At 63.6% G+C, this 25,571-nt stretch carries 25 protein-coding genes and 1 tRNA gene; 18 read left to right on the top strand and 8 right to left on the bottom strand.

All coding sequences use genetic code 11. The annotated features are described in order from the left end of the window. The first annotated feature begins 79 nt into the window (after nt 1-79). The 3 genes from IEI94_RS19640 (at nt 80) to IEI94_RS19630 (ending at nt 2,191) form a co-directional block, all read left to right on the top strand. A complete protein-coding gene (locus IEI94_RS19640) occupies nt 80-793 on the top strand; it encodes an OmpA family protein (protein WP_191168906.1) in 714 nt (237 codons plus the stop codon). A gap of 73 nt (nt 794-866) precedes the next feature. Next, on the top strand, nt 867-1,241 hold the full coding sequence (locus IEI94_RS19635; RefSeq protein WP_191168905.1) for a hypothetical protein: 375 nt from the start codon (nt 867-869) through the stop codon (nt 1,239-1,241). Between the two features lie 35 nt (nt 1,242-1,276). Then, a complete protein-coding gene (locus tag IEI94_RS19630) occupies nt 1,277-2,191 on the top strand; it encodes an SH3 domain-containing protein (RefSeq protein ID WP_191168904.1) in 915 nt (304 codons plus the stop codon). 40 nt (nt 2,192-2,231) lie between these two features. Here IEI94_RS19630 and IEI94_RS19625 read toward each other — a convergent pair whose 3' ends face one another. From IEI94_RS19625 to IEI94_RS19615, 3 genes are all read right to left on the bottom strand, one after another. Next, on the bottom strand, nt 2,232-3,155 hold the full coding sequence (locus tag IEI94_RS19625; RefSeq protein ID WP_191168903.1) for a MurR/RpiR family transcriptional regulator: 924 nt from the start codon (nt 3,153-3,155) through the stop codon (nt 2,232-2,234). Nucleotides 3,156-3,289: 134 nt separating this feature from the next. Further along, a tRNA-Arg gene (locus IEI94_RS19620) sits at nt 3,290-3,366 on the bottom strand. A 49-nt stretch (nt 3,367-3,415) separates the two neighbouring features. Beyond that, nucleotides 3,416-5,491 carry a putative bifunctional diguanylate cyclase/phosphodiesterase gene (locus tag IEI94_RS19615; RefSeq protein WP_191168902.1) on the bottom strand — a complete coding sequence of 692 codons (2,076 nt, stop codon included), beginning with the start codon at nt 5,489-5,491 and terminating at the stop codon, nt 3,416-3,418. A gap of 163 nt (nt 5,492-5,654) precedes the next feature. On the opposite strand from IEI94_RS19615, the gene IEI94_RS19610 reads away from it, so the two are divergent. The 5 genes from IEI94_RS19610 to IEI94_RS19590 all read left to right on the top strand — a co-directional run bounded on the left by IEI94_RS19610 (nt 5,655) and on the right by IEI94_RS19590 (nt 11,533). Beyond that, nucleotides 5,655-7,190 (top strand): amidase, encoded by a 1,536-nt coding sequence (locus tag IEI94_RS19610; protein ID WP_191168901.1) that lies wholly within the window; start codon nt 5,655-5,657, stop codon nt 7,188-7,190. Between the two features lie 33 nt (nt 7,191-7,223). Further along, nucleotides 7,224-8,048: a methyltransferase gene (locus tag IEI94_RS19605; RefSeq protein ID WP_191168900.1), complete on the top strand. Its 825-nt coding sequence runs from the start codon at nt 7,224-7,226 to the stop codon at nt 8,046-8,048. After that, a complete protein-coding gene (locus IEI94_RS19600) occupies nt 8,045-9,037 on the top strand; it encodes a class I SAM-dependent methyltransferase (RefSeq protein WP_191168899.1) in 993 nt (330 codons plus the stop codon). Before IEI94_RS19605 ends, IEI94_RS19600 begins: the two co-directional genes overlap by 4 nt. Nucleotides 9,038-9,161: 124 nt before the next feature. After that, nucleotides 9,162-10,007: a hypothetical protein gene (locus IEI94_RS19595; RefSeq protein WP_191168898.1), complete on the top strand. Its 846-nt coding sequence runs from the start codon at nt 9,162-9,164 to the stop codon at nt 10,005-10,007. 119 nt (nt 10,008-10,126) lie between these two features. After that, complete coding sequence (locus IEI94_RS19590) at nt 10,127-11,533, top strand: esterase/lipase family protein (protein WP_191168897.1); 1,407 nt, start codon at nt 10,127-10,129, stop codon at nt 11,531-11,533. A gap of 12 nt (nt 11,534-11,545) precedes the next feature. Here IEI94_RS19590 and IEI94_RS19585 read toward each other — a convergent pair whose 3' ends face one another. The 4 genes from IEI94_RS19585 to IEI94_RS19570 are packed head-to-tail and all read right to left on the bottom strand — an operon-like array spanning nt 11,546 to nt 15,068. After that, nucleotides 11,546-12,958, bottom strand: a complete 1,413-nt coding sequence (locus IEI94_RS19585) for a patatin-like phospholipase family protein (protein ID WP_191168896.1) — start codon at nt 12,956-12,958, stop codon at nt 11,546-11,548. Continuing rightward, on the bottom strand, nt 12,955-13,182 hold the full coding sequence (locus IEI94_RS19580; protein ID WP_191168895.1) for a hypothetical protein: 228 nt from the start codon (nt 13,180-13,182) through the stop codon (nt 12,955-12,957). Before IEI94_RS19580 ends, IEI94_RS19585 begins: the two co-directional genes overlap by 4 nt. A 16-nt stretch (nt 13,183-13,198) precedes the next feature. Next, complete coding sequence (locus tag IEI94_RS19575; RefSeq protein ID WP_191168894.1) at nt 13,199-14,668, bottom strand: c-type cytochrome; 1,470 nt, start codon at nt 14,666-14,668, stop codon at nt 13,199-13,201. A gap of 22 nt (nt 14,669-14,690) precedes the next feature. Beyond that, a complete protein-coding gene (locus IEI94_RS19570; protein WP_191168893.1) occupies nt 14,691-15,068 on the bottom strand; it encodes a hypothetical protein in 378 nt (125 codons plus the stop codon). Nucleotides 15,069-15,421: 353 nt separating this feature from the next. On the opposite strand from IEI94_RS19570, the gene IEI94_RS19565 reads away from it, so the two are divergent. The 5 genes from IEI94_RS19565 (at nt 15,422) to IEI94_RS19545 (ending at nt 21,536) form a co-directional block, all read left to right on the top strand. Further along, on the top strand, nt 15,422-17,230 hold the full coding sequence (locus tag IEI94_RS19565; protein WP_191168892.1) for a peroxidase family protein: 1,809 nt from the start codon (nt 15,422-15,424) through the stop codon (nt 17,228-17,230). Between the two features lie 71 nt (nt 17,231-17,301). After that, nucleotides 17,302-18,210 (top strand): hypothetical protein, encoded by a 909-nt coding sequence (locus tag IEI94_RS19560; RefSeq protein WP_191168891.1) that lies wholly within the window; start codon nt 17,302-17,304, stop codon nt 18,208-18,210. Continuing rightward, a complete protein-coding gene (locus IEI94_RS19555) occupies nt 18,207-19,562 on the top strand; it encodes an NADH:flavin oxidoreductase (protein ID WP_191168890.1) in 1,356 nt (451 codons plus the stop codon). Before IEI94_RS19560 ends, IEI94_RS19555 begins: the two co-directional genes overlap by 4 nt. 7 nt (nt 19,563-19,569) lie before the next feature. Continuing rightward, nucleotides 19,570-21,120 (top strand): hypothetical protein, encoded by a 1,551-nt coding sequence (locus tag IEI94_RS19550; RefSeq protein WP_191168889.1) that lies wholly within the window; start codon nt 19,570-19,572, stop codon nt 21,118-21,120. 23 nt (nt 21,121-21,143) lie between these two features. Further along, nucleotides 21,144-21,536: a hypothetical protein gene (locus tag IEI94_RS19545; protein WP_191168888.1), complete on the top strand. Its 393-nt coding sequence runs from the start codon at nt 21,144-21,146 to the stop codon at nt 21,534-21,536. A 164-nt stretch (nt 21,537-21,700) separates the two neighbouring features. Here IEI94_RS19545 and greB read toward each other — a convergent pair whose 3' ends face one another. After that, complete coding sequence (greB, locus tag IEI94_RS19540) at nt 21,701-22,243, bottom strand: transcription elongation factor GreB (RefSeq protein WP_191168887.1); 543 nt, start codon at nt 22,241-22,243, stop codon at nt 21,701-21,703. A gap of 407 nt (nt 22,244-22,650) precedes the next feature. Here greB and IEI94_RS19535 point away from each other — a divergent pair, with 407 nt between their 5' ends. The 5 genes from IEI94_RS19535 to IEI94_RS19515 all read left to right on the top strand — a co-directional run. After that, on the top strand, nt 22,651-23,292 hold the full coding sequence (locus tag IEI94_RS19535; RefSeq protein WP_191168886.1) for a TRAP transporter TatT component family protein: 642 nt from the start codon (nt 22,651-22,653) through the stop codon (nt 23,290-23,292). Between the two features lie 78 nt (nt 23,293-23,370). Further along, nucleotides 23,371-24,036, top strand: coding sequence for an NUDIX domain-containing protein (locus tag IEI94_RS19530; RefSeq protein ID WP_191168885.1), 666 nt, complete (start codon nt 23,371-23,373; stop codon nt 24,034-24,036). Between the two features lie 4 nt (nt 24,037-24,040). Next, nucleotides 24,041-24,487, top strand: coding sequence for a DUF1249 domain-containing protein (locus IEI94_RS19525; protein WP_191168884.1), 447 nt, complete (start codon nt 24,041-24,043; stop codon nt 24,485-24,487). Nucleotides 24,488-24,517: 30 nt separating this feature from the next. Continuing rightward, nucleotides 24,518-25,267, top strand: coding sequence for a phosphodiesterase (locus tag IEI94_RS19520; RefSeq protein ID WP_191168883.1), 750 nt, complete (start codon nt 24,518-24,520; stop codon nt 25,265-25,267). A 142-nt stretch (nt 25,268-25,409) separates the two neighbouring features. Further along, the coding region (locus tag IEI94_RS19515; protein WP_224750321.1) for a phosphoadenosine phosphosulfate reductase family protein at nt 25,410-25,571 on the top strand (162 nt) is incomplete at its 3' end.

The following is a 25,571-nucleotide window of genomic DNA, read 5'->3' as shown; positions in this document are numbered from 1 at the left end:
AGTTCGCGGCATGCCTCTATACCTTGGCCTTGTAGGTATGTTGGCCTTGGGGATGCAAGGGTGCGCTTCTCCCGGGAGCTTGGACGAGGAGAGTGAGGTACATTTCCCCGATCTCGACAGCTCCTACCTCGATACCGGGGATTTCATCAACCCTGAGGCCATTCACCGCATCTCGGAGGGGCAGAGCAAGGATCAGGTCAGGCTACTGCTTGGCGACCCGCACTTCAGTGAAGGTTTCTTCGCGGTTAGAGAGTGGGACTACGCGTTCAACTTCTATACTGGCGAAGGGACGGACTATATCACTTGCCAATACAAGCTGTTTTTCGATCAAAGCATGCGGGTGAAGGAGACGCACTGGCAGCGTCCCGAGTGTGCGAGCTTGATTTTTCCAGTCGAGGTCGATGCGCCGGATGTCGGTGAACGGGTGCATGACGTGACGCTCTCCTCAGACATCCTATTCGCTTTTGATAGTAGCGACCTGAGCCTGGAAGGGCGGCGTGGCCTGGATGAGTTGGCGAACACACTGGCGCATGATTTTTCCAATCCTGGAATCGTGATTGAAGGACACACCGACCGTTTAGGAGAGGTCGCCTACAATCAGGCATTGTCCGAGCGCCGTGCCGCAGCGGTGAAAGCTTATCTGATAGCGCAGGGGGTGCCGGAGGTGGCGATTGCAAGCCGCGGTCGTGGGGAGCGCGACCCGGTCGCAGAGTGTCCAGGTCTGAGTACGACGCCTGAGCTCAAGCAGTGCTTGCAGCCCAATCGACGGGTCGAGATTAACATTACTGAATAGTCGCGAGCCATATGTTGTAAATTAAGCTCAATATGTTCTTCAATAACAATCAGGGATTGGGATGATTATTGACATGAAACGTATCGCTCTATGCTTCATGGCACCTTTTTTACTGACGGGCTGTCTTCCGGAGCAAGAAAGCTCCGCTGTGGATCAATCAGAGATTTGTATCGTCAGTAGTGATGAGCAAGCCTTGGAATGTCCTGAAGGAGAACTTTTCTTAGCACGCTTCGCTGATATGGCCAATGCTCACAGCGCCTATCGGACACTGAATACAGCCGCCTTGTACTGTGATACCAATCACTCCATTTTCAAGACGGATGCCGGTGTGCTATGCGTGCTGACGCATCAGCGCCTAGATCTTTTAGTCGCGAATAATGACATGCCCTCCGTACCTCCTGATGGCATAGAGAGTGAAGGGCCGGTAGATAGGCATGAAGAGGAATGAGTGAGTAAGCACGCATCTTGGCGTAAAGGGTTCCCATGAAGTTGATTCTGATCTTATGTATGGTAGTAGGTTTATACCCTTCTCTGTTGTTAGCAGATTATGAGCAAGGTGCTCTGGAATATAGAAGGGGTAACTATGCATCTGCTATTCATGAGTGGCGTCAGGTAGCCGAACAAGGATATAGCAGAGCACAATACCGCCTCGCGATGATGCATGAAAATGGCCGAGGGGTGGCGGCCAGCGAAGAGGAAGCGAAGAAGTGGTATCGATTGGCGGCTGACCAGGGATATATGCCAGCGCAGCTTGGCTTGGCCGAATTACATATGCGTAGACAAGAAGATGACGTACATGTTGAAGAGGCCGCGCTTTGGTATCGCCGTGCTGCCGAGGAGGGCAGTGATGAGGCTCAGTTCCAGCTGGGACTTTTCTACCTGGAGGGGCGTGGTGTTGAACAGGATGATGCGCGAGCTGCTGCGTGGTTCGAGGCCGCTGCGCAGCAGGGTGTCACAAACGCTCAGAATAATGTGGGCAGCATGTACGAAAACGGGCGCGGTGTCGAGCAGGATTATGCCAGGGCTTTCGAGTGGTATGAACGTGCTGCCAGAGCCGGCGATGCTTATGCGCAGAATAACCTGGGGGCCCTATATGCGCAGGGCCGGGGAGTCGAGGAGAATCATGCATGGGCCGTCTTTTGGTTTGCGATGGCGCTCCAGAATGGCAATGAAGTGGCAAGAGATAATATAGCGTCAAGCTTGGATAATTTAGCAGTGCGTCAAGTTTCTAGCACGAGAGCCAATATTCGAGCGGGGAACTCCACGGAGCATGAGGTGGTAAGCCGTATGGAGCAGGGCGATGAGTTGCATGTTTTGGGGGAGTATGAAGAGTGGGTGCAGATTTACTTAAAAGATGAGGAGATGCTAGGATGGATAGCGTCCTCTCTCATGGAGTGAGGCGGTTCTCTAATAGTTTCTTTCTTAGTGAGTGGTTTGCTTATGGCTGCTCTATGTTGAGATCATCTATTAATTGGTCGCGTTGGGCGAGTTCGTGTTCGGCCTCACTACCTGCAGTTGTTGCACACGCATTTATCAAGCACTCTGCGATGGAGATGTATGCCACCATGCTATTGGAAATAAACCTTGAATCGTGGGGCACTAGCACGGCAATGTCAGAATGTGTCACTAAAGGTGAGCTGGCGTAATCCGTGAAAGCGATAGTTGTTATTTTGTGAGACTTGGCAACTTTGCAAACCTCAGCGACATGTCTGGAATAGGGCTTGCAGCTGGCTGTAATTAGGACATCCTGCTCTGTCATGGTGGCAAGGCGCTCTGCTACGTTGAGGCTGGCATCACACAGAAGGCTTACATCATCATGAATCATGCCCAAGCCATAATTCATGAAACTAGTGAAGGCATGAAATTGCCGAATGGCATGAAGCCGTACGTGCCGTGCACCCATGATAGTGCTGGATAATTTTTCAAAATCTTGCGTTTTAATCAAGCCTTGGGCTAGATCGATATTTCTCTTGTGCTCTTGGGTAAGTGCATGTGACTCTGCAATCAGGTGGTATTTGTCGGCGTCCAGCGCTTTCCCTGCCTGATGGCGATAAAAGTCACTTGGAGCATAAGTCCGAGGCTGTATCAATACTTTTTGTAGATCTCCAAAGCGCTTGTACCCCAGCGACCGGGCTAACCGTGAAATTGTCGAGGGGTTTACATCTAACTTTTCGGCGATGCTTGAAATTGAAAGAAGCGACTGGTCCCCTTGTAACTCGATGAGTTTGGAAAGGACCCGTTGAGTTTTGGAGCCAAGGTAAATCGAGCTTTCTCCCCGCGCTATGGCGATTGATAACGCTCTTAATCCCTCAATATCCGGTGGTGCTGCATAAGTATTAGCGCCTTTTATTCCTTTTTTCATGATAGGGTCCTTTGATCACGGTGGGCTAGATCGTGGTAAAAGCTTTGTTAATATAAGGCATATAGAAAGGGCAAGGGAAGTCGTCGCTCATGGCGAGATGAAGTCACCGTCTGGAGGCGAGCGATCAATTTTGTTGGCGCCCCCTTCAGGATTCGAACCTGAGACCTATCCCTTAGGAGGGGATTGCTCTATCCAGCTGAGCTAAGGGGGCGTAGAGGCGGCATTATAAGCCTCTGATGCGCCGAGATAAACCCCAGTGCTCAGTGCGTCAGCAGGAAGTCATGCGGCGCTTTGTCGGTGAGGTAGCGCGCAAACAGCGCTGCTTCTGCCATCGGCTTTCCGATGTGGAAGCCCTGGCCCAGATCGCAGCCCAGGGCACTCAATGTCTCGAGCTGAGTCTGGGTTTCGATGCCTTCGGCGAGCACGTGGCGCTGCATGGCGTGGCCCATATGGATGATGCCGCTGATGAACTGCTGACGGTCCTGGCGGAGTTCGACATGGCGCGTGGCCATGCGGTCTATCTTGATGGTATTCAGTGGCAGTTGGCTGGCGTAGGTGATAGACGAGATGCCGGTGCCGAAGTCGTCGAGGGCGATCTTGGCACCCAGACCTCGGGCTTCCTGCAGCAGGCTGTTGGCCAGCTCCAGGTCGTGGAACTGGGTGGATTCGAGCACCTCGGCGACCAGAAAGGGCTCATCCAGGGAGTACTTGGCGCGGGTCGCCGACAGCGCCTCGATAAAGGCTCCCGTCTCGATCTGGTCCTGGGACAGGTTGACGGCGATCATCACCTGGTGACCGGCATCGCGAAAGCGCCGCGCCACGCGTCCAGCCTGGTCGACCAGCCAGCGGCCGAACGGCAGGCTCAGCGATGACTGGGTGATCACATCGATGAAATGCTCCGGGCCGAGCACGCCCTTGACGGGATGTTGCCAGCGGGCCAGTGCCTCGAAGCCGACGATTTCGTGGCTCCTCAGGTCGAGTATTGGCTGGAAGTGGAGCACGATTTCGGCGGCCTCGAACGCCGCCTTGACCCGCGTGTAGGCATCCTGAGTGGCGTCCTGGCTACCGCCGCTAACGGCCAAGGCGATGCGGTTCTTGCCTAATTGCTTGGCGTCGTACATGGCGGCGTCGGCGGCGTCGAGCAGGGCGCTGCAACTCAACCGATGGTCGGTGGTGAAGGCGATACCGATCGAGGCCGAGATCTCGACCCGCTGACCGTTGTCGAGGTGGAAAGCCTGAGTCAGGTCGGCGAGCACTTTCTCCGCGACCTTGCCGGCCTTGGCCAGGGTGCCGAGCCCCCCGAGTGCAATCACGAATTCATCGCCGCCGAAGCGTGCGGTAAGGTCGTTGGCGCGCATTAGACGCTTCAGGCGCCGGCTGATCTCTACCAGTAGCTCGTCGCCGCTGGCGTGACCGTAGGTGTCGTTGATCGGCTTGAAGTCGTCGAGATCGAGAAACAGCACCGCCAGGCCGCTCTGGGTGAACTCCAGGCTGGCTAGCTGGCGCTCGAGCAGGGTATTGAAATGCTCGCGATTGAACAGGCCGGTAAGCGGATCGTAGCTGGCCATACGCTCGAGGCGGGCCTGATTGAGCCGGCGCTGGGTGATGTCGCGAAACACGCCGATGTAATTGACGATCTTGCCGCTATCGTCACGGATCGCCGAGATCGTGGTGTTCTCGATCAGCTGGCTGCCATCCTTGCGGGTGTTCCAGATGTCGCCGGTCCAGAAGCCGCGCTCTTCCACGGCGGCGAACATGCTCTGATAGAACCCTGAATCGTGCTTGCCTGATGAGAGTAAATTGGGCTTCTTGCCCAGCACCTCCTCTTGGCGATACCCGGTCAGCTCACTGAACGCGGGGTTGGTATCGATGATGTGCTTGTCGGCGTCGGTGACCAGGATGCCGTCGTGGGTGTTGCGAAATACCGCGTCGGCGAGCTTCATGCGCTGCTGCGAATGCTCGCGCTCGGTGACGTCGCGCTGGATGCCGACCAGGTAGCGACGCCCACCCTGGCTGAACAGCGGTGCCAGACTGAGCTCATTCCAGAACGGCGTGCCGTCCTTGCGGCGATTCTCCAGGGTCACCGTGACTGGCTGGTTCTCGTCCAGGGCCCGCCGAATCGCGGCGAGTGCCTCGGGGTCGGTACTGTGGCTCTGCAGCATGCGGCACGAGCGGCCGATTACCTCCTCGTAGCAGTAACCGGTGAGGCGTTCGAATTCGCGATTGACGAACAGCAGCGGGTACTCGCGGCGTTCGCCGTCGGCGAGGGAGATGGCAAGCCCTGGAAGATCGAGCAGGCTGGCAAGAGACGCAGGCAAAGCGGCAAGATGGCCCAATGGAGTGTCCTGATCCGAGCGTACGTAGTTATAGTAAGTTCTAATCTAAACAGCGTGTTGCGAGAAGCGCATAGTAAAACATTGCAGCCGGCGTATGAAGGATTTGCTTGGCCGGGCATGATCCATGTCATGCTGCGGGGCGAGAGCGCCATCGGGAGGGACTATGCAGCTGGACGACTATCGGCGCTACGACGCCACCGGGTTGAGCGAACTGATTCGCCACGGCGACGTCAGCCGCGAGGAGGTGGTCGCCGCCGCCTGCAGCCAGATCGAGACGGTCAATCCCGGCCTCGGCGCGGTGGTGCGCACCCGCTTCGATAAAGCACGTCGGGAACTCGAAAGAGTGCCTGCCGAGGCACCGTTTGCCGGTGTGCCGCTGTTGACCAAGGATCTGCTGATGGCCATTCAGGGGGAGCCGATGGCCTGCGGCTCTGCGGCGCTGCGCCACTGGCGCGCGACGGATGACTCGACCCTGGTAAGCCGGCTGCGCCAGGCGGGCTTTGCCATTCTCGGCCAGACGGCGACCCCGGAGCTGGGGCTGATGGGCATCACCGAGCCCAAGGCCTTCCCTCATCCGCGCAATCCCTGGGACCCACAGCGCTCTCCGGGCGGCTCCAGCGGCGGGGCCGCCGCCGCGGTGGCCGCCGGACTGGTACCGCTGGCGATGGCCGGCGACGGCGGTGGCTCGATCCGGATTCCGGCCAGCTACTGTGGCCTGTTCGGCTTCAAACCCTCGCGAGGTCGGGTGCCGCTGGGACCGATGTATGCCGAGGTTTGGGAGGGCGCGGTGGTCGAGCATGCGCTGACCCGCAGCGTTCGCGACAGTGCGGCGCTGCTCGATCATATCAACGGCATGGATGTCGGCGCGCCGATGCCGATGGGACGAGAAGAGGGGTTTCTCGAGGCCACCCGGCAGCCACCAACGCGCTTGCGCATTGCGGTGTCGCTCGGCGAACCGCTCGGTCGCTCGCTGGGCAGTGTGCTCGACCCGCAGGCCAGGCAGGCTATCGAGGCCGCCGCCCAGCGCCTCGAGGCGCTGGGCCACCACGTCGAGTGGTGTGAGCCGCCGGTGGACGGCGAGGCCCTGGCCGACAGCTATCTGACTCTCTACCTTGGCCACCTGGCGGCGGATCTGGCCTGGATCGCGGAGCAGACCGGCGTGGCAGTCGGAAAGCTCGACATCGAGCCGTCGACCCGCGCCGTCGGTCGTTTGGGGCGCCAGCTCAAGGCCCGTGACTATGTGCTGGGTAAACGCCACTGGAACCGGGTTGCACGGGATATGGGCGCCTTCCACCAGCGCTTTGACATGCTGCTAATGCCGGTCGCCGCGGGGACGGCGCCGCGTCTTGGCGAACTCTATCCGCCCCCGGCCCGCGAGCGTTTGATGTCGCTGCTGGCGCTGCCGGGCGTGCCCCAGCTGGCGCTCAAGCTCGGCCTGCTCAAGCGTCTGGCCAGCGACGCTCTACGCCATACTCCCTATACCCAGCTGGCCAACCTTACCGGTCAGCCGGCCATGTCGCTGCCGATGCATGTGACGCCTGCCGGATTGCCGGTGGGTGTGCAGGTGCTCGGCGCAATGGGCGATGACCGCCGCCTGCTGAAGCTCGCCGCCGAGCTGGAGAGCGAGGTGCGCTGGTCCGATCAGTTGCCCCGGCCGTGGCCGGTGGACAAGGATGAACAAAGCGCGACGGCCCGCTAGAATGCGTTCTCAACCTCCCTGCTCGGACCCTTGATGGCCTCTCGACCCACCGGCGCCTCACCCGCGCCGCTCTCTGCTGACGGCGACCGCTACTTCGATGGATTGGTCGAGAAATTCTCGGCCAGCCTCTATGGCCATCCCAGGGGTGAACTGCGCCTGACGCTGCTCGATCACCTGCTGCCCGAGCTGCTCGACCTCCATCGGCAGCCGGTGCTGGATGTGGGTGCTGGGCTCGGCCAGATGGGATGCTGGTTTGCGCGCCGCGGCCACGCCGTGACGCTAAGCGAGCCCTCTGCCGAGATGCTCGATGAGGCGCGCCGGCTGCTCGCCGCCGAGGTCGTCTTGCCGGCGCCGCGTTTTGTGTCGTTGCCGCTGCAGTCGCTGCCTGACGAGGCCCCTGGGCCCTGGCCGCTGATCGTCTGCCACGCGGTGCTGGAGTGGCTGGGCGATCCGCGCCAGGCGCTGCATACCCTGAGCGGTTTGCTGGCGCCCGGTGGCCAGCTGAGCCTGATGGTGTTCAATCGCGATGCGCTGAGGCTCTCCAATATCGTCAAGGGCAATCTCGACAAGGCGCTGGCCGACCGCCTGGCCGGGACCGGTCAGCGGCAGCGGCTGACGCCGATCTCGCCGGTCGCCCACGCCGAGGTGGTCGCCTGGGCGGAAGAGTGCGGTCTTACCGTTGACGGCGTGGCCGGCATTCGTGTTTTCCACGACTACCTGCGCCAGCGCGATCCCGATCCGGAGACGCTGGCCAAGCTCACCGCCCTGGAACTACGCCACTGCCGCGACGACGCCTACTGGCGGCTAGGCCGCTATCTGCTCTATACCCTGCGCAAGCCCGAGGAGCCTGACCTATGAGCGCCGAGACGCCTGTCTGCCAGCTGCTGGCGCGCCAGGACCACGACTATCGCGACTGGCTGTGGGTAGCGCCGCCCCGGGACGCCTGGCTGGAGAGCGGCAGCGGCCGGCTGCTCTCCGCCGATCACGGCGTGCTGGCTGCCTGGCAGGCGCTGGGGCGGCCGGCCTGTGGGCCTTTCGATGCCTGGGGCGAGCCGCCGGGAGCGGTGCTGTTCTGGCCCAAGAGCCATGCGCTGGGCGAGTGGTGGCTGCTGGCGCTGTGCCAGCAGCTGCCGGCGGGCACGCCGCTGCAGGTGGTAGGGGAGAACAGCGGTGGGGTAAAGCGCGCGCTCAAGGTACTGGCAGCGCTGGGATTGGGTTGCCGCAAGCGCGATAGCGCACGACGCTGCACGCTGTTCGAGACGCGCCTTGGCCGGGTGTCACTGGACCCTGAACTGGCCTGGCAGCGGTTCGAAGCGGCGGGACTCACCCTGGTCAGCCATCCCGGCGTATTTGGCCATGGCAAGCTCGACGACGGCACCCGGCTGCTGCTCGAGGTCCTCGAGCAGCAGCCGGACTGGGTCGATCGCCAGGTGCTCGATGTCGGCTGCGGCGACGGCATCCTCGCTGCCTGGCTGGCGACCCGCGGGGCCACAGTCAGTGCGCTGGATATCAACGCCTTCGCGGTAGAGGCCACGCGGCGCACCCTGGCCGCCAACCGCGTGGCCGGCCAGGCGATCGGTAGCGACGTCTACGCGGCACTACCGGCTGCGGCGCGCTTCGAGGCGATCATCAGCAACCCGCCGTTCCACCAGGAGCGCGATATTGACTATGGACCGGCGGCGCGGCTGATCGGCGAGGCCCCGGCGAGGCTCACCGACGGTGGCAGCCTGACCCTGGTGGCCAACGCCTTCCTGCCTTATCCAGATCTGCTCGAGCGCGCCTTCGGCGGCTTCGAGATCCTCGCCGACGATCGGCGCTTCCGGATCTATCGCGCCATCCAGCGCTAGGCAACACTTCGCGAGGGACGGCCCACCGCCCGGATGGCGTTCCTGGTCTACTCTGATCAGGGACACCCTACGGGCTCCAGGGCAGGTGGACGAAGTGCATGGAGTCCTCTTATAGGAGGATTTCATGTCGATCCGACTGACTGACCCCCTGCGTCGCGAGTACGAGCAGCTGTTCGAGAGCTGCGACATCCTTCCCCAGCACCAGGCCGAAGTGGAGCGCAGCGTCGACCGCCTGCTCTCCCATCGCGACCGCTATCGGACCGTCACCGAGCGCCGCGGGGTGCCCTGGCACTTCGTGGCGCTGGTGCACAGCATGGAGTCGGGCTGCAGCTTCCGCTGTCACCTGCACAATGGCGATCCACTCACCGCGCGCACCGTCCAGGTGCCTGCAGGCCGGCCAAAGCGCGGTAGCCCGCCTTTCGACTGGGAGGTGAGTGCCGCCGATGCCATGGCACTAAAGCGCCTGGATGGCGACACCGACTGGAGCCTGGCCGGCACCCTCTATCAGCTGGAGCGCTATAACGGCTGGGGCTACCGGATGTACCACTCCCACGTGCTTTCGCCCTATCTGTGGAGCTTCTCCAATCACTACACCAGCGGCCGCTATGTGGCCGATGGCCGCTGGTCCGACAGCGCCGTCTCCCGCCAGTGCGGTGCGGCGGTGATGCTGCGGCGATTGGTGGAGCGCGGCGAGACGGATCTTACCGACCAGCCGGCGGCCACGCTCTATGCCCAGGTGGCCGCCGAACCAGCTGGCGATAAGGACAGCAAGCGCCCTCTGGTGTCGCGCCATCGCATGCGCCGCAGCCGCCGCGATGCAGAGACCGAGAAGGCCCAGCGGCTGCAGCGCTGGCTGACCAGTTTTCCGGGGATTTACCTGAAGGCCGACGGTATCCCCGGGGATCGCACCTCGGACGCCTATCGCCTGGTCACCGGCCATTATCTGCCCGGCGACAAGCGCGGTGAGTGAGCTTATACCGCGGCGCTCCGCGGAGAAGCGGCTACCCTTGAGATAGCGCGAGCGCCAAAGCATCGCTGGCCGGGCGGCCGCCTCCTGGCGGCATATAACAACAATAGTGAGGCCGTAATATGAACCATCGTCCCCTGGTACTGCTGCATGGCTGGAACGACGAGGGCAGCTCCTTCGAAAGGCTGATCGGGCATCTGCGCAAGCGACTCGGCGACGAGCGTATTCAGCGCATCGCCATCGGCGACTACCTCTCCAAGGACGATGCACTGCGCTTCGATGACCTGCAGGCGGCGCTGGATCGTGCCTGGACCGCGCAGGGACTGCCCCGGGAGGTGGCCAGCGTCGACCTTATCGTGCACTCCACCGGTGGCCTGGTGATCCGTGATTGGCTGGTGCGCCACTTCGCCCCCGACAAGGTTCCGGTCAAGCATCTGGTGATGCTGGCGCCGGCCAACTTCGGCTCGCCGCTGGCCCACGTGGGGCGTTCGATGCTGGGACGTATCACCAACGGTTTCTTCAGCCGCCAGGCGGGGCAGGCGGTACTGGAGACCGGGGCCAATATCCTGCGCGGCCTGGAGTTGGCCAGCCCCTTCAGCTGGGCGCTGGCCATGCAGGATCGCTTCGCCACGGGGGAGAGCATGTATGCCTCTGGGCGAATGCTGTGCACGGTATTCTGCGGCAACGCCGGCTATGGCGGTATCCGTTCGCTGGCCAACGAGGAGGGCGGCGACGGCACCGTACGCCTCGCCACGGCCAACCTCAACTGCGGCCATATGCAGATCGCCTTTCGCGAAAAGGAGCGCGACGGGGTTCGGGTCACCGTGCCCGAGGTGGTCGACTATCGGGCGTCCAGCGGACGCTGCGCCTTTCGTATCCTCGATGGGCTGGATCACTCGGCGATCAAGCTCGACGCCGCGGAAAGTCGACTGAGCCATGGTCAGCAGGAGGCCCTGGCACTGATCGAGCGCGCCCTGACCATCGAAGACGACGTGTTCGGCGACTTCTGCGACGAGTGCGACGCGGCCAACCAGGCGCTGACCCGTCAACCGGGTGAGAGGCGCGGCAAACCGGGCTTCCAGAATACCGTGGTGCGGGTGCGCGACCAGTTCGATATGCCGGTGACGGACTACCTGATCGAGTTCTACGACCCTAGCCGTCCAGACGGTGGCCCCCTGGCGCGAAGCATTCACGAGTCGGCGATTCGCAAGGTGCACAACTACCGGGCCGATACCTCGCTGCGCAGCCTCTATATCGACACCAATCGACTCTGCGACGCCGTCGAGCGTGCCGATACCCGGCTCGGCATGTCGATCACCGCCGAGCCGATGCTGGATGAGGACGAGCACAATGCCCGCTACGCCCCGGTGGGGTTTCGCACCCTGGCCGACGAGGATATCGAGGACCTCTGTCTGAACGTCGAGCAACTGAGAGCACTGTTCCAGCCCCATCGCACCCTGCTGATCGAGATCTGTCTGCACCGCTCCCAGGCCGACAACGTGTTCCGATTGAACGATCCGCAGAATTGACTCGCCGAGGCGTCAATGGCTGCACAGTCGCCCATCCGAGCTCTCGCGCTGGCCCACCAGCTGCTGGAAGCAGGGCGACTGCTCCAGAAGCTCGGCGCCGATATGGCGCAGCGCATCCACCTCCTCGCTGGGCAGGCGGAAGCGGGTGGGAATGCGCTGGAAGCGCTCCCGCTCGGCGTCGTCCTGCAGCTGATCGAATCCGACATAGATGTAGTAGAGATCGATCTGATGCATTCCGGTGCCGGCGTCCAGAGAGAGGCGCTGAGCGTCCGCGCGGTCGCGCAGGGCCTCCCTGAGCAGCTCCACCGTATCGAAGGAGTAGTTGGCCAGCGGTGTGGTGGAGATGGTGTTGATCACCTGCCTGGGCCCGGGAGAGCGGGGCGAGGTGTCGAAGTCTGCCGCCATGTCATCCGACTTGGCGTCGACCACGATCACCACCAGCTTGTCGACGATTTCCCGGTTCATCTTGTTCAGCACGCTCCACTCCACCTCCTGCAGGGTGGGCGCGCGCAGGGCATCGAGGGCGGGACGCAGGCCGATATTGTCGGAGACGCCGCCATCGAGCAGATGCACATGGTCGCGCTCGGGCTCCTGGTAGCGCTGCCAGTGGCGCGCGCGGTAGTAGCGGCGGGGGTTGGTATTCAGGCCCTCCAGCGCGTTGGCCACCCAGGGTGGCTCCTGGTAGCCGCAGCGACCGGGGTAGCTGTTGAGGGTCAGCGGCGTAAAGGCGATCGGGAAGTTCGACGAGGCCGCCACGGCCCGTGACAGCGGGATGCTGTCGAGATCGACACACATCGGGTCGAGCTGCGACTGTACGAAGGTGAACTGGGACCCCTTGTCCATGTCGGTGGAATTGATCAGCAGGAAGGGCTTGCGGCCGTTGTCCGCCAGGTCGGCGAAGGTCGCCTGGTCGAAGAGCCGTTCCTGATAGACCTCCTCGGCGAGTTCGATGCGCCCGAAGGTGGGCGAGGCCAGTCTGGCCCAGTTATAGGGGCTGAGCAGCCGACGCTTCAGGTCCGATTCGACGTCACGGTAGAGAAACTGGCGCTGAAACCGGCCCCCCTCCTCGAAGATGGCGTCGCGATTCAGCCCATAGTAGGCCGCCGTAAAGCTGCCGCCGGATACCGACGAGATGACATCCACCTCATCCAGCAGGTTGCGCGACTCCCCGTCCAGCTCGACCCAGCTGTCGCGCAGTTTTTCCAGCACGCCGTAGGCGAGGGCGGCAGCCCGCGTGCCGCCACCGGAGAAACTGAGGATCACGAACAGCTCCTCGCTGTTGTCCGCCCCCTCCAGGTTGGCATAGCGGTAGCCGCTGCTGGTATCGATGCGCTCCAGCGGCTGATTCTCGGGGAAGGCGGCACAGCCGGCCAGCAACGTCAACGACAGCAGCAGGCCGAATGCTCGCGTCACAAGGGAGCTCACGGGCCCGGCTCCTTGAGGGTGAACTCGACGATCAGCGGCGCCGAGGGCAGGGTATCGATGACCTCGACTCGCTGGCACTCGGGCGCAAAGTCCTGCGGCGGGGCCAGCGTCACCGTGTACCAGCCGGCATCGACCTGGCACACCGACTGGGTCAAGGCGGCGGGCTCGCCGTCGAGCCAGACCTCGCGGCGCTCGGGGAAGACGACTTTCAGATATTCGGCCACAATTTACTCCCAGCGCCTAGAGCGTCTTCAGGTATTCGATTAACGCCGCCTTCTCCTCGTCATCGAGCTGGGTGCCGAACGCGGCTCCCTCGTGTCCCTGATGGCTGTTGCCCGGCTCGGCGGTGTCGTACAGGAAGCCGTGGCGCTCGGCGGCCTCGCCGTCATGGATAAAGCCCATCAGCTCGGGGTGGTAGACGTCGTAGCCGCGGTAGAAGCGCTCGGGGCGCTCCTCGGCAGGCTGGAGCAGGTCTTCCAGGGTGGGGACCGAGCCGTTGTGCAGGTAGGGCGCGCGCAGCCAGATGCCGGTCAGGGGTTTGGCCACGTAGCCGTCGGTCTTGACGAAGGCGTTGAAGTCCCAGGGGTACTCCTCGGCGTAGGCGTTGTAGCGCTCGGCGGCCTCGCTGGTCCACATCGCGAGGCGGTGGGGGTCGGTACCGATCTCGGTCTGGGGGATCACCGAGCCAGTGCGTGCGCCCTCCAGGCTGTGACAGCCGGCACAGGTCTGCTGGAACAGCGCCTCGCCTTCGGCGGCCAGGTCGGCGTCGAGATCGTCGAGGAAGGGGTAGGGCGGCGGACGCTTGGTCAGCAGGTAGGCTTCCAGGTCGGCGAGGTCGGCCACGGGCAGCGAATCGGGACGGGCGCCGTCACCGATGGCGCCGCTCAGCACCACTTCGGTCAAGGAGTCGTTGAGGCCATCCCAGTGCAGGGCGAAGCCCTTCTGCTCGTCCATCGCCCACAGCGGCATGATGTCGGAATTGCCGATGGTGTCGTCTTCGGCGGGATCCAGTGCCAACAGGTCGGGGTGAAACTTGACCGGGTTGAAGGGGTCGATGCGCCCCGGCCCCCAGCGCGGGCGCTCCTCTGTCCAGGTGAAGCGTGTCGCCTGCTCCTGAAGCCCATCCCGGGTCCGCGGAATGATCAGGAAGCGGTAGAGCAGGCGGTCGAGCAGGGAGAGATCGGTCTCCTCCTCGATAGCCGACAGCAGGGTCGCAGCGGTGAAGTCCGGGTCATTGGCGGCATCCCCCAGGAAACCCAGGTAGGCCTGGGGGTCGAAGGTCTGATGGGGGCCAGTGGGGACGATCTGGCGTTCGCCGTCTTCTGAGGTGCGATAGCTGGCGGTGTGGCAGGCGGCGCAGTTGATGGCGATGCGCGGGAAGCCGATGGTCTTCTTGGAGAAGCCGGCCGGGGTTGGCTCGCCCTCTTCCCAGAGTACGCCCAAGGCCTCGTAGCCACCCTCTCCGGGCAGGTGCTGGGGAAAGACATCCGGCAGTACGCGCCAGATCCAGTAGGGGATGCCCTCCTCCTGCTCGGCGCCGATGGAACCGTACAGGTAGTAGGCCTCGACGCTATCGAAGCGCTGCGGCTCCTCCCGAAATAGCTGGTACCAGCCGACTGCCCCGAGCACCCCTGCGGAGATCAATAACAGCAGCAGCCATATCCACCAGCGCCGCGAAGATTTGGAACTCCCTGGGTGTGTGGATGCCATGAGCGTCTCTCCTCGAGTTTTATTATGTCGTTTTTTCGGCGCGGCGAAGCAGCAACAGCAGGGCGCCCTGGGTCACGCCGAAGAACAGGTCGATCAGGGCGAAGAGGGGAAATTGTGGATACAGCAAGGTGAAGAACACCACCCCGGCGAAACGCGCCAGGACCGCCAGCATGGCGATGGAGCGGTAGTGATAAGGATCGAATGCCGCCGGCAGGTAGAACAGGCTGAGCAGAATCAGCAGCCAGGCGGCAAAGGCGGGCCACACCGGCTCGGCAACCGGGGCGCCGCCCACCAGGCTGATCACCGCGTTAGGCGCAATGACCGCCGGCAGGGCGAAGAGGAGGTTGGCCACCACCCCCAGCAGTACCATGGCACGAAATCCCGCGGCGTATCTGCTCATCCCCCGGCACCCCCCCCCTGCGCGTTTAAGGGTCTGATGCGCCCGCTCCCTTGCTGGTGGGAACTCGGACCCTGTGCTAGAGGTTAGTAGTCAAGTTCGGTGAGGTCACGTCACTCTTGTGTAACTGAGATCTCTAGGAGCCTGTCGGATTTGACCGATCGTCACGAGAGATTTGGATTTCGAGCCAAGTTTATCGATCTGATGAGGCGAATAGCCCGCTATTTAACGAATCAGATCGAATGAAATTGGCCGAAAGACCGGATCTCGCAGTGGATCAGCGTTAAGTCCGACAGGCTCCTAGGCCTTGGGGGAGATTGGGTGGGTAGCGACGGCATTGTTCAGGGGGGAGTCTCATGTTCGGTCAACGTGGAAGTGGTTTGCTCGGTCGGGTGTTTCGGCGCATCAACAGGCGCCGCCAGTGGTATCGGTTTCCCTTCCCCATCGCCGTGATCAATCTCGTTGCCCTGCGCCGCAACCTGCGTTGGCACAATCTCTACTCGACCGAGCGGGAGCCCCTCGAGAAGCCCGAGCGGGAAGCGATCGACGTCCACCAGTTCCGCACCGCCGACGGCAGCTACAACGACCTGGCGGAACCCGCCATGGGCAAGGCGTATACCCGCTTCGGTCGCAATGTGCCGCCTGCCGAGACCTTCGGCGAGACCGGCGACAGACTGATGACGCCCAGCCCCCGGGTGATCAGCCGGCGCCTGATGACCCGCAACACCTTCGTGCCGGCGACCACGCTCAATGTTCTGGTCCCCGCCTGGCTGCAGTTCATGGTCCACGACTGGTTCAGCCACGGCTCCAACGACACCGAGGCCGAGCGCCACGAGGTACCCCTGGACGAGGACGATGACTGGCCCTGGGAGAGCATGACGGTGCTACGCAGCCGTCGCGATACCACCCGCTCCTCCGCCGATGAGGGGCACCCCGATACCTTCCTCAACACCGAGACCCAGTGGTGGGACGCCTCCCAGATCTACGGCAGCAGCCTGCGCCGTCAGCGCCTGGTGCGCACCGACCCCGACAGCGGTGAACTGCTGGCCGATGGCAAGCTCTACCTCAAGCCCGATGGCCACCTGCCGCTGGATGAACACGGCATCGAGCTGGCGGGCGCCAACGGCAACTGGTGGATTGGCCTGTCGCTGATGCACACCCTGTTCGCCATGGAGCACAACGCCATCGTCGACCGGCTGCGCATCGAGCACCCCGACCGTGACGGCGAGTGGCTGTTCCAGAAGGCTCGGCTGGTAGTCGCGGCGCTGATTGCCAAGATCCACACCGTCGAGTGGACCCCGGCGCTGCTCGACACGCCGGAGCTGCGGCTTGGCATGCGTTCCAACTGGTGGGGGGTGCTCGACGAGCACTTCTACCGCAGCCGGGGGCGTGTCAGCGACAGCGAACTGTTCAGCGGCATCGTCGGCTCGCCGGTGGATCACCATGCCGCGCCCTACGCGATTACCGAGGAGTTCAGCGCCGTCTACCGCATGCATCCGCTGATTCCCGACGATTTCAGCTTCCGGCGTCTGGACGACGACGGCCTGATCAAGGAGTGTGGCCTGACCGAGGTGGCCGGCTCTCTGACCCAGGCGCTCTATTCGGAGATGTCGCTCAGCGATGCGCTCTACTCGCTGGGCACCAGCCACCCCGGCGCCCTGGTGCTGCACAATTTTCCGAGTCACCTGCAGCAGCACGAGAAGCAGGCGCCCCATCATCGAACGATCGACCTGGCCACGGTGGATGTGCTGCGCGACCGCGAACGCGGGGTGCCGCGCTACTGCCGCTTCCGCCGCCTGATCGACATGCCGGCCCCCGCGAGCTTTGCAGAGCTGACCGACAACCCCGAGTGGCAGCGCGAGCTGGAGGCGGTCTATGGCGACGTGGAGGAGGTCGACCTGCTGATCGGCTGTCTGGCCGAGACCCCGCCGCCCGGCTTCGCCTTCAGCGATACCGCCTTCCGCATCTTCATCCTGATGGCCTCGCGACGCCTCAAGAGCGACCGCTTCTTCACCGACGATTATACCCCCGAGGTCTACACCCGGGCCGGGATGGAGTGGATCGATAACAATGATATGAAGTCGGTCATCGGCCGCCACTTTCCCGAACTGGCGCCACGGCTGGAGGGCGTGCGCAACGCCTTCTTCCCGTGGAACCGCGGCTAATGCGGAAAGAGTTCGGATTAGTAGAGCAGCGGGATCGATAGCGGACCAGCGGCATGAGAGAAGGAGATAGCGTGGCCAGACGCCTGCATATTCCCGGGCTGATCAACGTTCTGGAGGTCACCGACCCCGGAGAGATTCGTCTGCTCGACGGTGATTCGCGTCTCGACCGCTCCTTGGCCCCCAGCGGCGGCCTGATCAATCGCTCGCGCCTGGCCCGACTGCGCGGTGCCTTCGTCTTCGACGGAGAGCCGCTGCCGGCCCTGCTGGGCCGCGAGGCCAAGGGGCGCGAGTCGTGCCACGCCGAGCTGGGGCGGCGGCTGGACGAGGGCGCCGAAGCGGCGATCTGGCGCCAGGATCCCGCTTTCAAGGCCCTAGTGGACGTCGTGGCCGGCCAGGCTGAAGCCGAGGCGCTGGGGCCTGCCGCCCAGGGGCTGCTGGGGCGGCGGTTTCGCGACGATTACCGGGCCGACGAGGCAAGCTTTGCCGCCGCCCGGCGGCTTAACGACTATCCGCGCGTCAATGCCCTCAAGGCGCTGCTCCAGCGCCTCAGTGGCCAACTTCGCCGAGATCGCCAACTGTTGTATGAGCGCGCCCAGGGCGACCCCATGACCCTGCATGCCACCAGCGTGGCGGTGCATAACCTGGTGGCGGCGCTTGTGTCGATGAGGATTCTGGCCGCTACTCGGGAGGCATCAGCGCTGTCCCAGGCGGCGGTGCTGGCGCGCTGCCTCAGCGTACCGGAAGCGCTGCTGCGCCAGGTGCTGGCGCCGCTGTCGACACCCTGCTCGCCGCGTCGCCTGGTGCCCGGCGATCTGGTGTTGCTGCGACTCGCCGAGAGTGTGCGGAGCAGTGGCGACCGGGAGTTGGCCTTCATGGGCGATAGCTGGGGGCGTTGTCCGGCCCAGCGTTTCATCCTGGCGCTGCTGGCCGATATCTGGGAGCAGGCCATGGCATCTAGGTCAGGGGAGGGCGGACGATGAGCGAGGATGTGATCTTCTCGCCGCTCAAGTGGCGCAACCTGGCGGTCAAGAATCGTCTCTTCCGCTCGAACATCTCCGGGCGCTTCGATAACGAAGACGGCAGCCTGACTCAAACGCGCATCAACTGGGAGTGCCAGTTCGCCCGGGGAGGGGTGGGCGCCATCATCTCCTCCTTCGTGCCGGTGCAGATGGAGGGGCGCATCATCGCCGGCTATGCCACCATCCACCGCGATGACTTCATTCCACTATGGCAGCGGCTCGGCGAGGCGGTGCACCGCTTCGACTGCAAGTACATCCTGCAGCTCAGCCACTCCGGGCGGCAGATGGATCTTCCCGGGGTCCATAACCAGCATCGCCGGTCGCTCAGCGCCACTCACCACAAGGAGCCGCTGCACGGCTTCCTGTGCCGGGCCATGAGTGAGCATGAGATCGAACGCACCATCGAGGCTTTCGCCGACGGGGCCTGGCGCGCCCGGGAGGCGGGCCTCGACGGCGTGGAGCTGCACGCCGCCAACGGCTACCTGTTCACCCAGTTTCTGAGTTCTGCCATCAATGACCGGCGCGACCGCTATGGCGGGTCACTGGCCAACCGGGCGCGCTTCCTGCTGGAGGTGATCCACGCCATTCGTGAGCGAGTGGGCCCCGACTTCCACCTGCAGGTGAAGATCAGCGTCGTAGACCATAACGACATCCTGCCCTGGGAACGCAAGGGCAATACCCTGGCGGAGAGCCTGCAGGTGTGCCGCTGGGTGGAAACGGCGGGTGCCGATGCCCTGCACGTATCGGTCGGCAGTCTCTTTCCCCATCCCCTGAATCCGCCGGGGGAGTTCTCCTTCGAGACCATCGCCAGCAGCTACGATGCCATGCTCTCCGCCGGGACCAACACCTTCCGCAATTACCTGCTGTTTCGCTATTCGTCGCTGCGCTGGATATTTCGCTGGCTGTGGTCTCGCCACCAGCGCGGCCATGTGGTGGAGGGTGTGAGCCTCGACGAGGCGCGCGCGGTGCGCCAGGCAGTGGGCATTCCGGTGATCAGTACCGGCGGCTATCAGCGCGCCGCTCTGGTACGCGAGGCCATCGACAGCGGGGCCTGCGACGCCGTCTCCAGCGCCCGCGCGCTGATCGCCAACCCCGACCTGCCCCGGCTGTGGCAGGCCGGGCACGACGCCCCGGCACGCCCCTGCACCTTCTGCAACAAATGCCTGCTCAACGCGCCGAAGAATCCACTGGGTTGTTATGAGCTGTCCCGCTTCGATGGTGATCACGAGCGCATGATCGCGGCCCTGATGGCCATCTACGACACCCGCCCCGAGCTGCGCCTGCCACCGGTGCCGCCGGCGAAGCATACGTGAGGCTGCCATGAGACCACAGGAGCCCCCGGTCACTGCCGTGCAACAGGAGGCCCGCCGCCGGCGCTGGCTGCGTCTGCCACTGGCGCTGCTCGCCATGGCCGTGGTGGTGATCGGTCTGCTGGCCCTGGTGATCGGCGTGCCGACGCTGTGGCGCTATAGCGGTGAGTCGGTGCAGCACTACGCCGACCCGGAGACCCACTTCCTGCACGGCTCCATCGGCAGCGAGGTCAGCGGCCTCCCGGTAAGGCTATGGCGGGTGCTCCCGGCGCTGTTCCCGGACGTCTTCGACGACCGGCACTACGAGGTCTTCGGTTTTCTCTACGCGCCGGGCGACGACGCGAGCCGGGGGGATCTACCGATTGGCCTCGGCACTCGGGAAGTGCGCGGCGTGGAGATCGCCTGGTTCAACTGTGCGCTCTGCCACGTGGGAACGGTCCGCGACTCGCCGGAGGCCTCCCCCCGGCAGATCTCCGGCATGCCCTCCAATAACCTCGATCTGCATGGGTTTATCAGCTTCCTGCTGGAGGCGGCCGATGATCCGCGGCTGGCGCCGGAGCGCGTGCTCGACGAGATGGATGCCCAGGGACAGCGGCTGGGCTGGATCGAGCGACAGGTATGGCGCTATGCGGTCCTGCCCCAGGTGCGCGAGGGGCTGCTGGAGACCCGGGCGACACTCGCGCCACTGCTGGACAAGCAGCCCCCCTGGGGCCCAGGCCGCGTGGACACCTTCAATCCCTACAAGCTGCTGCAGTTCGATATGGATGTTGCTGAGCTGGATGAGGCGGAGCGGATCGGCACCAGCGACTTCCCGGCGATCTTCTTGCAGCGCCCCCGTCAGGGCATGGACCTGCACTGGGATGGCAACAACGCCTCGTTGCAGGAGCGCAACCTGAGTGCCGCCATCGGCGCCGGGGTAACAGAGGAGAGCGTCGACCACGCGGGCATCGAGCGGGTGGCCGACTGGCTGCTGGACCTCGAGCCGCCGCCCAGCCCTTATCGTCCGGACCCCGAGGGGGTGGCCGCCGGCAAGCCGCTCTATATGCGCCACTGCGCCGATTGTCACGGCTACCAGGACGGCGAGCGCTACGTCTTCGCAGGGGAGCGTCTTGGCCAGGTGGTGCCCAACGATCTACTGGGCGTCGATCCGGCTCGCCTCGATAGCTACACCGAGACCCTGCAGCGCTATCAGATGACTCTGTTCGAGGATGACGAGCGCTACCGCTTCCGGCACTTCCGCAACACCGACGGCTACGCCAACCTGCCCCTCGACGGGCTCTGGCTGCGGGCGCCTTACCTGCACAATGGCGCCGTGCCGACCCTGTATGACCTGCTGCTGCCACCGGCGGAGCGCCCGCCAGCCTTCGTGCGCGGGCTGGACGTGCTGGATGAGGAGAAGGGCGGTTTCGTGGCGCCGGACTGCACGCCCGGCGAGCCTCTGGCAGAAGGCTTCTGTTTCGACACCAGCGAGCCCGGCAACGGTCGCCAGGGGCATCTCTACGGCACCGAGCTGACGGCGCAGGAGCGCTCTGACCTGCTCAACTACTTGCTGACGTTTTAAACGTTTGGCTAAGGAGTAATGTAATGCAGACCTCACACGATATGTTCGCGACCTATCGACGGGTGATGCAGGTAGGAATCGCCCTCAATGTGCTGCTGGGCCTATGGCTGTGGCTCTGGCCGGTTAGCCTGCTGGGCGTGATGGGCGCCGATCTGCCGTACCCACTGACCTGGGTACGCTATGCCGGCCTGGCCATGGTCGTGGTGGGGCTGCTCTATCTGCCGGCTGCCCTGGCACCGCTGCACAATCGCCTGGTGGCGCTGCTGTCGATCCTGTGCCGGGGGCTGTTTGCGCTGTTCTTCCTGTTTGCCACGGGCTGGCTATGGCTACCGGCCCTGTTCGAGGCGCTGTTCGCGGTGCTGCAGGGCGTGACCTTCTGGCGGGCCTGGCGCGGCGACCTGATGGCCAAGCCCTAGGTTCTGTACGAAAACTGTCTGCGCTCGCCCATACGGCGTTAAAAATCGGCTCAAAGTACTCATTTACACCCCGTAAACTCGTGCGCGAGCCCGGTCCGTTTTCGTCGATTTTTGCCTTGTCTGGCCATCGCTCGCCGACTTTTCGTACAAAACCTGATACGCGGCTATTTTGCGCTCGGGTCGCGGTAAGCGATAGCGGTGATGATATAGGTGGTTTCGCCACCCGGTGCGGCCACCGTTGCCTCGTCGTCCAGCGCCTTGCCGAGCAGGGCCTTGGCCAGCGGCGCATCGACGCTGATCCAGCGCTTGGCGGTATCGGTCTCGTCGTGGCCGACGATACGGATCTCGAGCTCCTCGCCGTCGTCGTCCTCGAGGGTGACGAAGGCGCCGAAGTAGATCCGGCCGGTGTCGGCCGGCAGCCGGTCGACGACCTGCAGTTCGTCGAGGCGCTTGCCGAGATAGCGAATACGCGCGATGACGCGGTTGAGCTCCTTCTTGTTGTAGGTGTAGTCGGCGTTTTCGCTGCGGTCGCCGAGGGCCGCGGCCTCGCCGACCTTGGCCGAGAGCTGCGGGCGCTTGACCCGTGACAGGTGCTCATGGATGCCCTTGAGGCGCGCAAAGCCCTCAGCGGTAATCAGGTGGCTCTTGGGTTCCTGGCGCGGGTCCTTGGCGGGGTCCCGCCAGCGAGTCATATTGCGGCCTTTCATTACGGCTCCTCCTGCGGCTTGCCGCTACCATACGCAAGCCGGGGCAAGCGGCCAAGTTGCAGGATGTGCTCTGCAGCACTATCGCGGTTGCCTCTACTCGGCGAAGGACGCCGGGGACAGGTCGTAGAGGGGGGGCTGCGCCATGGGTGAGGAGCACTGCTCTGAACGGGCTGGCCATGGATGGCCAGCACCGGTCCTGCAAGCGGAGCAGGATGCGAGAGCGCAGCAGGGCGCAGGTAGCGCCCAGGGAAGGTTTACAGCGCCCCCTCGAAGGCCTGTCGACGGCAGTCCTTGAAGGGCTGGGCAGTCAAGTGGATATGCGACGGAAGTCTGCCTAGGCGTTCATTCAAACGTTCGTTACATTGTCTGGGTGACCCATCAATAATAATGCACCAGGAGTATTCGCCATGATCCGTCGTTTCCCTAGCCTCGCTGCCTGCACCCTGGCCGGTTTGCTGGCACTTACCAGCGGGCCGCTGCTGGCCTATCAGGATGAGGTGGCTGCACTCAAGTCCCAGTGGGAGAGCGCTACCACTGAGCTGCGCGGCAGCGAACGCCGCGATGCGCTGTCGCGGCTTGCCGATGAGGCCGAGGCACTGGCCGGTCGCCATGCCGATCAGGCCGAGGTGCTGGTATGGCAGGGCATTATTCTGGCGTCCTATGCCCAAGAGCGCAGCGGGCTCGGCGCACTGGGCAACGCCCGGGATGCCCGCGACGCCCTGGAGCGGGCGGTGGAGCTCGATCCGGACGGCAGCAACGGCTCGGCCTACGTGACCCTGGGCGCGCTCTACGACCGTGTACCGGGCCGCCCGCTGGGCTTCGGCAACAGCAACACCGCCGAGCAGATGTTCCAGCGCGCCCTGGAGATACGCCCCGACGGCATCGACGTCAACTACTACTATGCTGCCTTCCTGCAAGAAGAGGGGCGTAGCGAGGAGGCCCGCGAGCACGCCCAGCGCGCCGTCGACGGCGAGGCGCGAGTCGATCGCCCGGACTCCGATGAGGCGCTGCGCATCGAGGCCAGAACCCTGCTGTCGCGGCTGACTTGACAAGCGCGAGGCGCACGGGCGGTTGGCAGAGAGGGGCGAGGTCGTGATAATGGCTCATTCATCCGAGCCGGAGTCACGATGTCTGATTCGCCTACCGCGCCCCTAGGCGGCGCCGAGCGCGCTGCGCCAATCGTCGACACGCCGCGTTTTCACGCCGCCGACGTCGAGCGCCAAGACGATGAGTGCCTGTTCCAAGGCTTCTTCCGCCTGGAGCGGCGTACCCTGCGCCATCGCCTGTTTCAGGGTGGCTGGAGCGCGCCAGTGGTGCGTGAGGTGCACGTGCGCCGCGACGCCGTGGGCGTGCTGCTATACGACGTCAACTGTGATGCGGTGGTGCTGGTCGAGCAGATTCGCGCCGGCGCTCTGGATGACCCGCTGAGCCCCTGGAAACTCGAGCCGGTGGCTGGCCTGATCGAGGCCGGGGAGGACCCCGCCGAGGTGGCGCGGCGCGAGGCCATAGAAGAGGCCGGCTGCGATATCGACGAGCTGATCGAACTGCACACCTATTATCCCAGCCCCGGTGCCTGCAGCGAGCGGGTGACCCTCTATTGCGGGCTGGTCGACAGCCGTGATGTAGGCGGCGTCCATGGCCTGGATGAGGAGCACGAGGACATTCAGGTCCACGTGCTGCCGTTTCTCAAGGCCTGGGAACTCCTCGAGGCTGGTCGACTCGACAATGCCATGTGCCTGATCGCCTTCCACTGGTTGGCACGAGAGCGGGCCTCACTGCGTGCAAGGAGGTAAGCCTGTGGCCAGAACCGCCTATGTCACCGATCTCAAGACCCTGCAGGGTGAATGCACCGCCAACTACCTGCGCCTGACTCGACTGCTGGGCGATCTCGAGGCGGGAGACGTCCGCGAGATTGCCCTGCAGGGTCGAGAGTCGCGCTTCGGCTCGCTATGGCTCGAGGTGCTCGAGCGCGCCCCCTACACCACCATCCTGCGCGTATCCCAGAGCGGCGTGCTGGACGACTTTATCGATCCGCCGCGCATGCGGGTGCACCTCTATCACGACGTACGCATGGCTGAGGTGACCGATTTCCAGCGCCAGCGCCATTTCCGCGGTCGCTACCGTTACCCCAATCCGCGTATGCACCAGCCCGATGAGAAGCTGCAGCTCAACCGCTTTCTCGGTGAATGGCTGGAGCATGGCCTGGCCCACGGTCACTCCCTCGACCTGCCGATCATGCGTTGATCCACTACCTTGTCCAAGGAGCCTCGCCGGATGCGGCTGGTCCAGATCACCGATTGCCATCTCAACGCCGACCCGCTGGCGCGTTCGCGCGCGGGTTTCCCGTTGCGCCAGCTGCAGGCGGTCGTCGAGCACGCGCGCCGTCAACGCCCCGACGCCCTGCTGATCAGCGGCGATATCAGCCAGGATGCCACGTCTGCCTCCTACCGCCATGCCCTGGAGGCGTTTGTCGACCTCGACTGCCCGTGGTACTGGCTACCCGGTAACCACGATCATCCCCAGCTGATGGCCGAGGCTCGGCCGCTGCTCGATGAGGTGGAGCTCGGCGATTGGCGGCTGCTATTGCTGAATACTCAGGTGGCGGGGCAGCCCCATGGCGAGGTGGGCGAGGTCCAGTGCCAGTGGTTGGGCGAGCAGTTGGCCGACGACCCACGGCCGACCCTGATTGCCATGCATCATCCGCCGCTCGAGGTGGGGGCCACCTGGATGGACGCCATTGGGCTGCAGGACCGGGAGCGCTTCTGGACAACGCTGGGGCCTCATGCGCAGGTGCAGGCGGTGCTCTGCGGGCATATCCATCAGGCCTTTGCCGCGCACCATGCCGTTGCGATGGACAGCGACGGAGAGCGCAGCATTCCCGTCTACGGCACGCCGGCGACTGCCGATCAGTTCCTCCCCGGGGCTGACGCCTTCGCCATCGATCAGGCCTCGCGGCCCGGTTATCGCATCGTCGACCTTAGCTACGACAGCCTTGCCACCTGGGTAGAACGTGTAACGCTCTGACCTTGTATTTCCCTATGCGTTATTCCATTAAGAGATAAAAAGATATTTCTTGATTCTTTGACGTTATGGTTGGCTCCTCGTTACCCTACCGGCACCGTTATCGCTACCGCGATACAGTGCTTATTGAAGAGGTTGCCAGCCGATGCTGTCCCCCGAACGCCAGACCCACCTCAAGCAACTCGAGGCGGAATCGATCCATATCATTCGTGAGGTGGCCGCCGAGTTCCGTCATCCGGTGATGATGTACTCCATCGGCAAGGACTCCTCGGTGATGCTGCACCTGGCGCGCAAGGCCTTCTATCCA

The sequence above is a fragment of the Halomonas sp. ML-15 genome, assembly GCF_014779595.1.
Lineage (GTDB): Bacteria > Pseudomonadota > Gammaproteobacteria > Pseudomonadales > Halomonadaceae > Franzmannia.
Note: the sequence above shows the minus strand (reverse complement) of the source record. Positions and strands in the feature narration are given on the sequence as shown.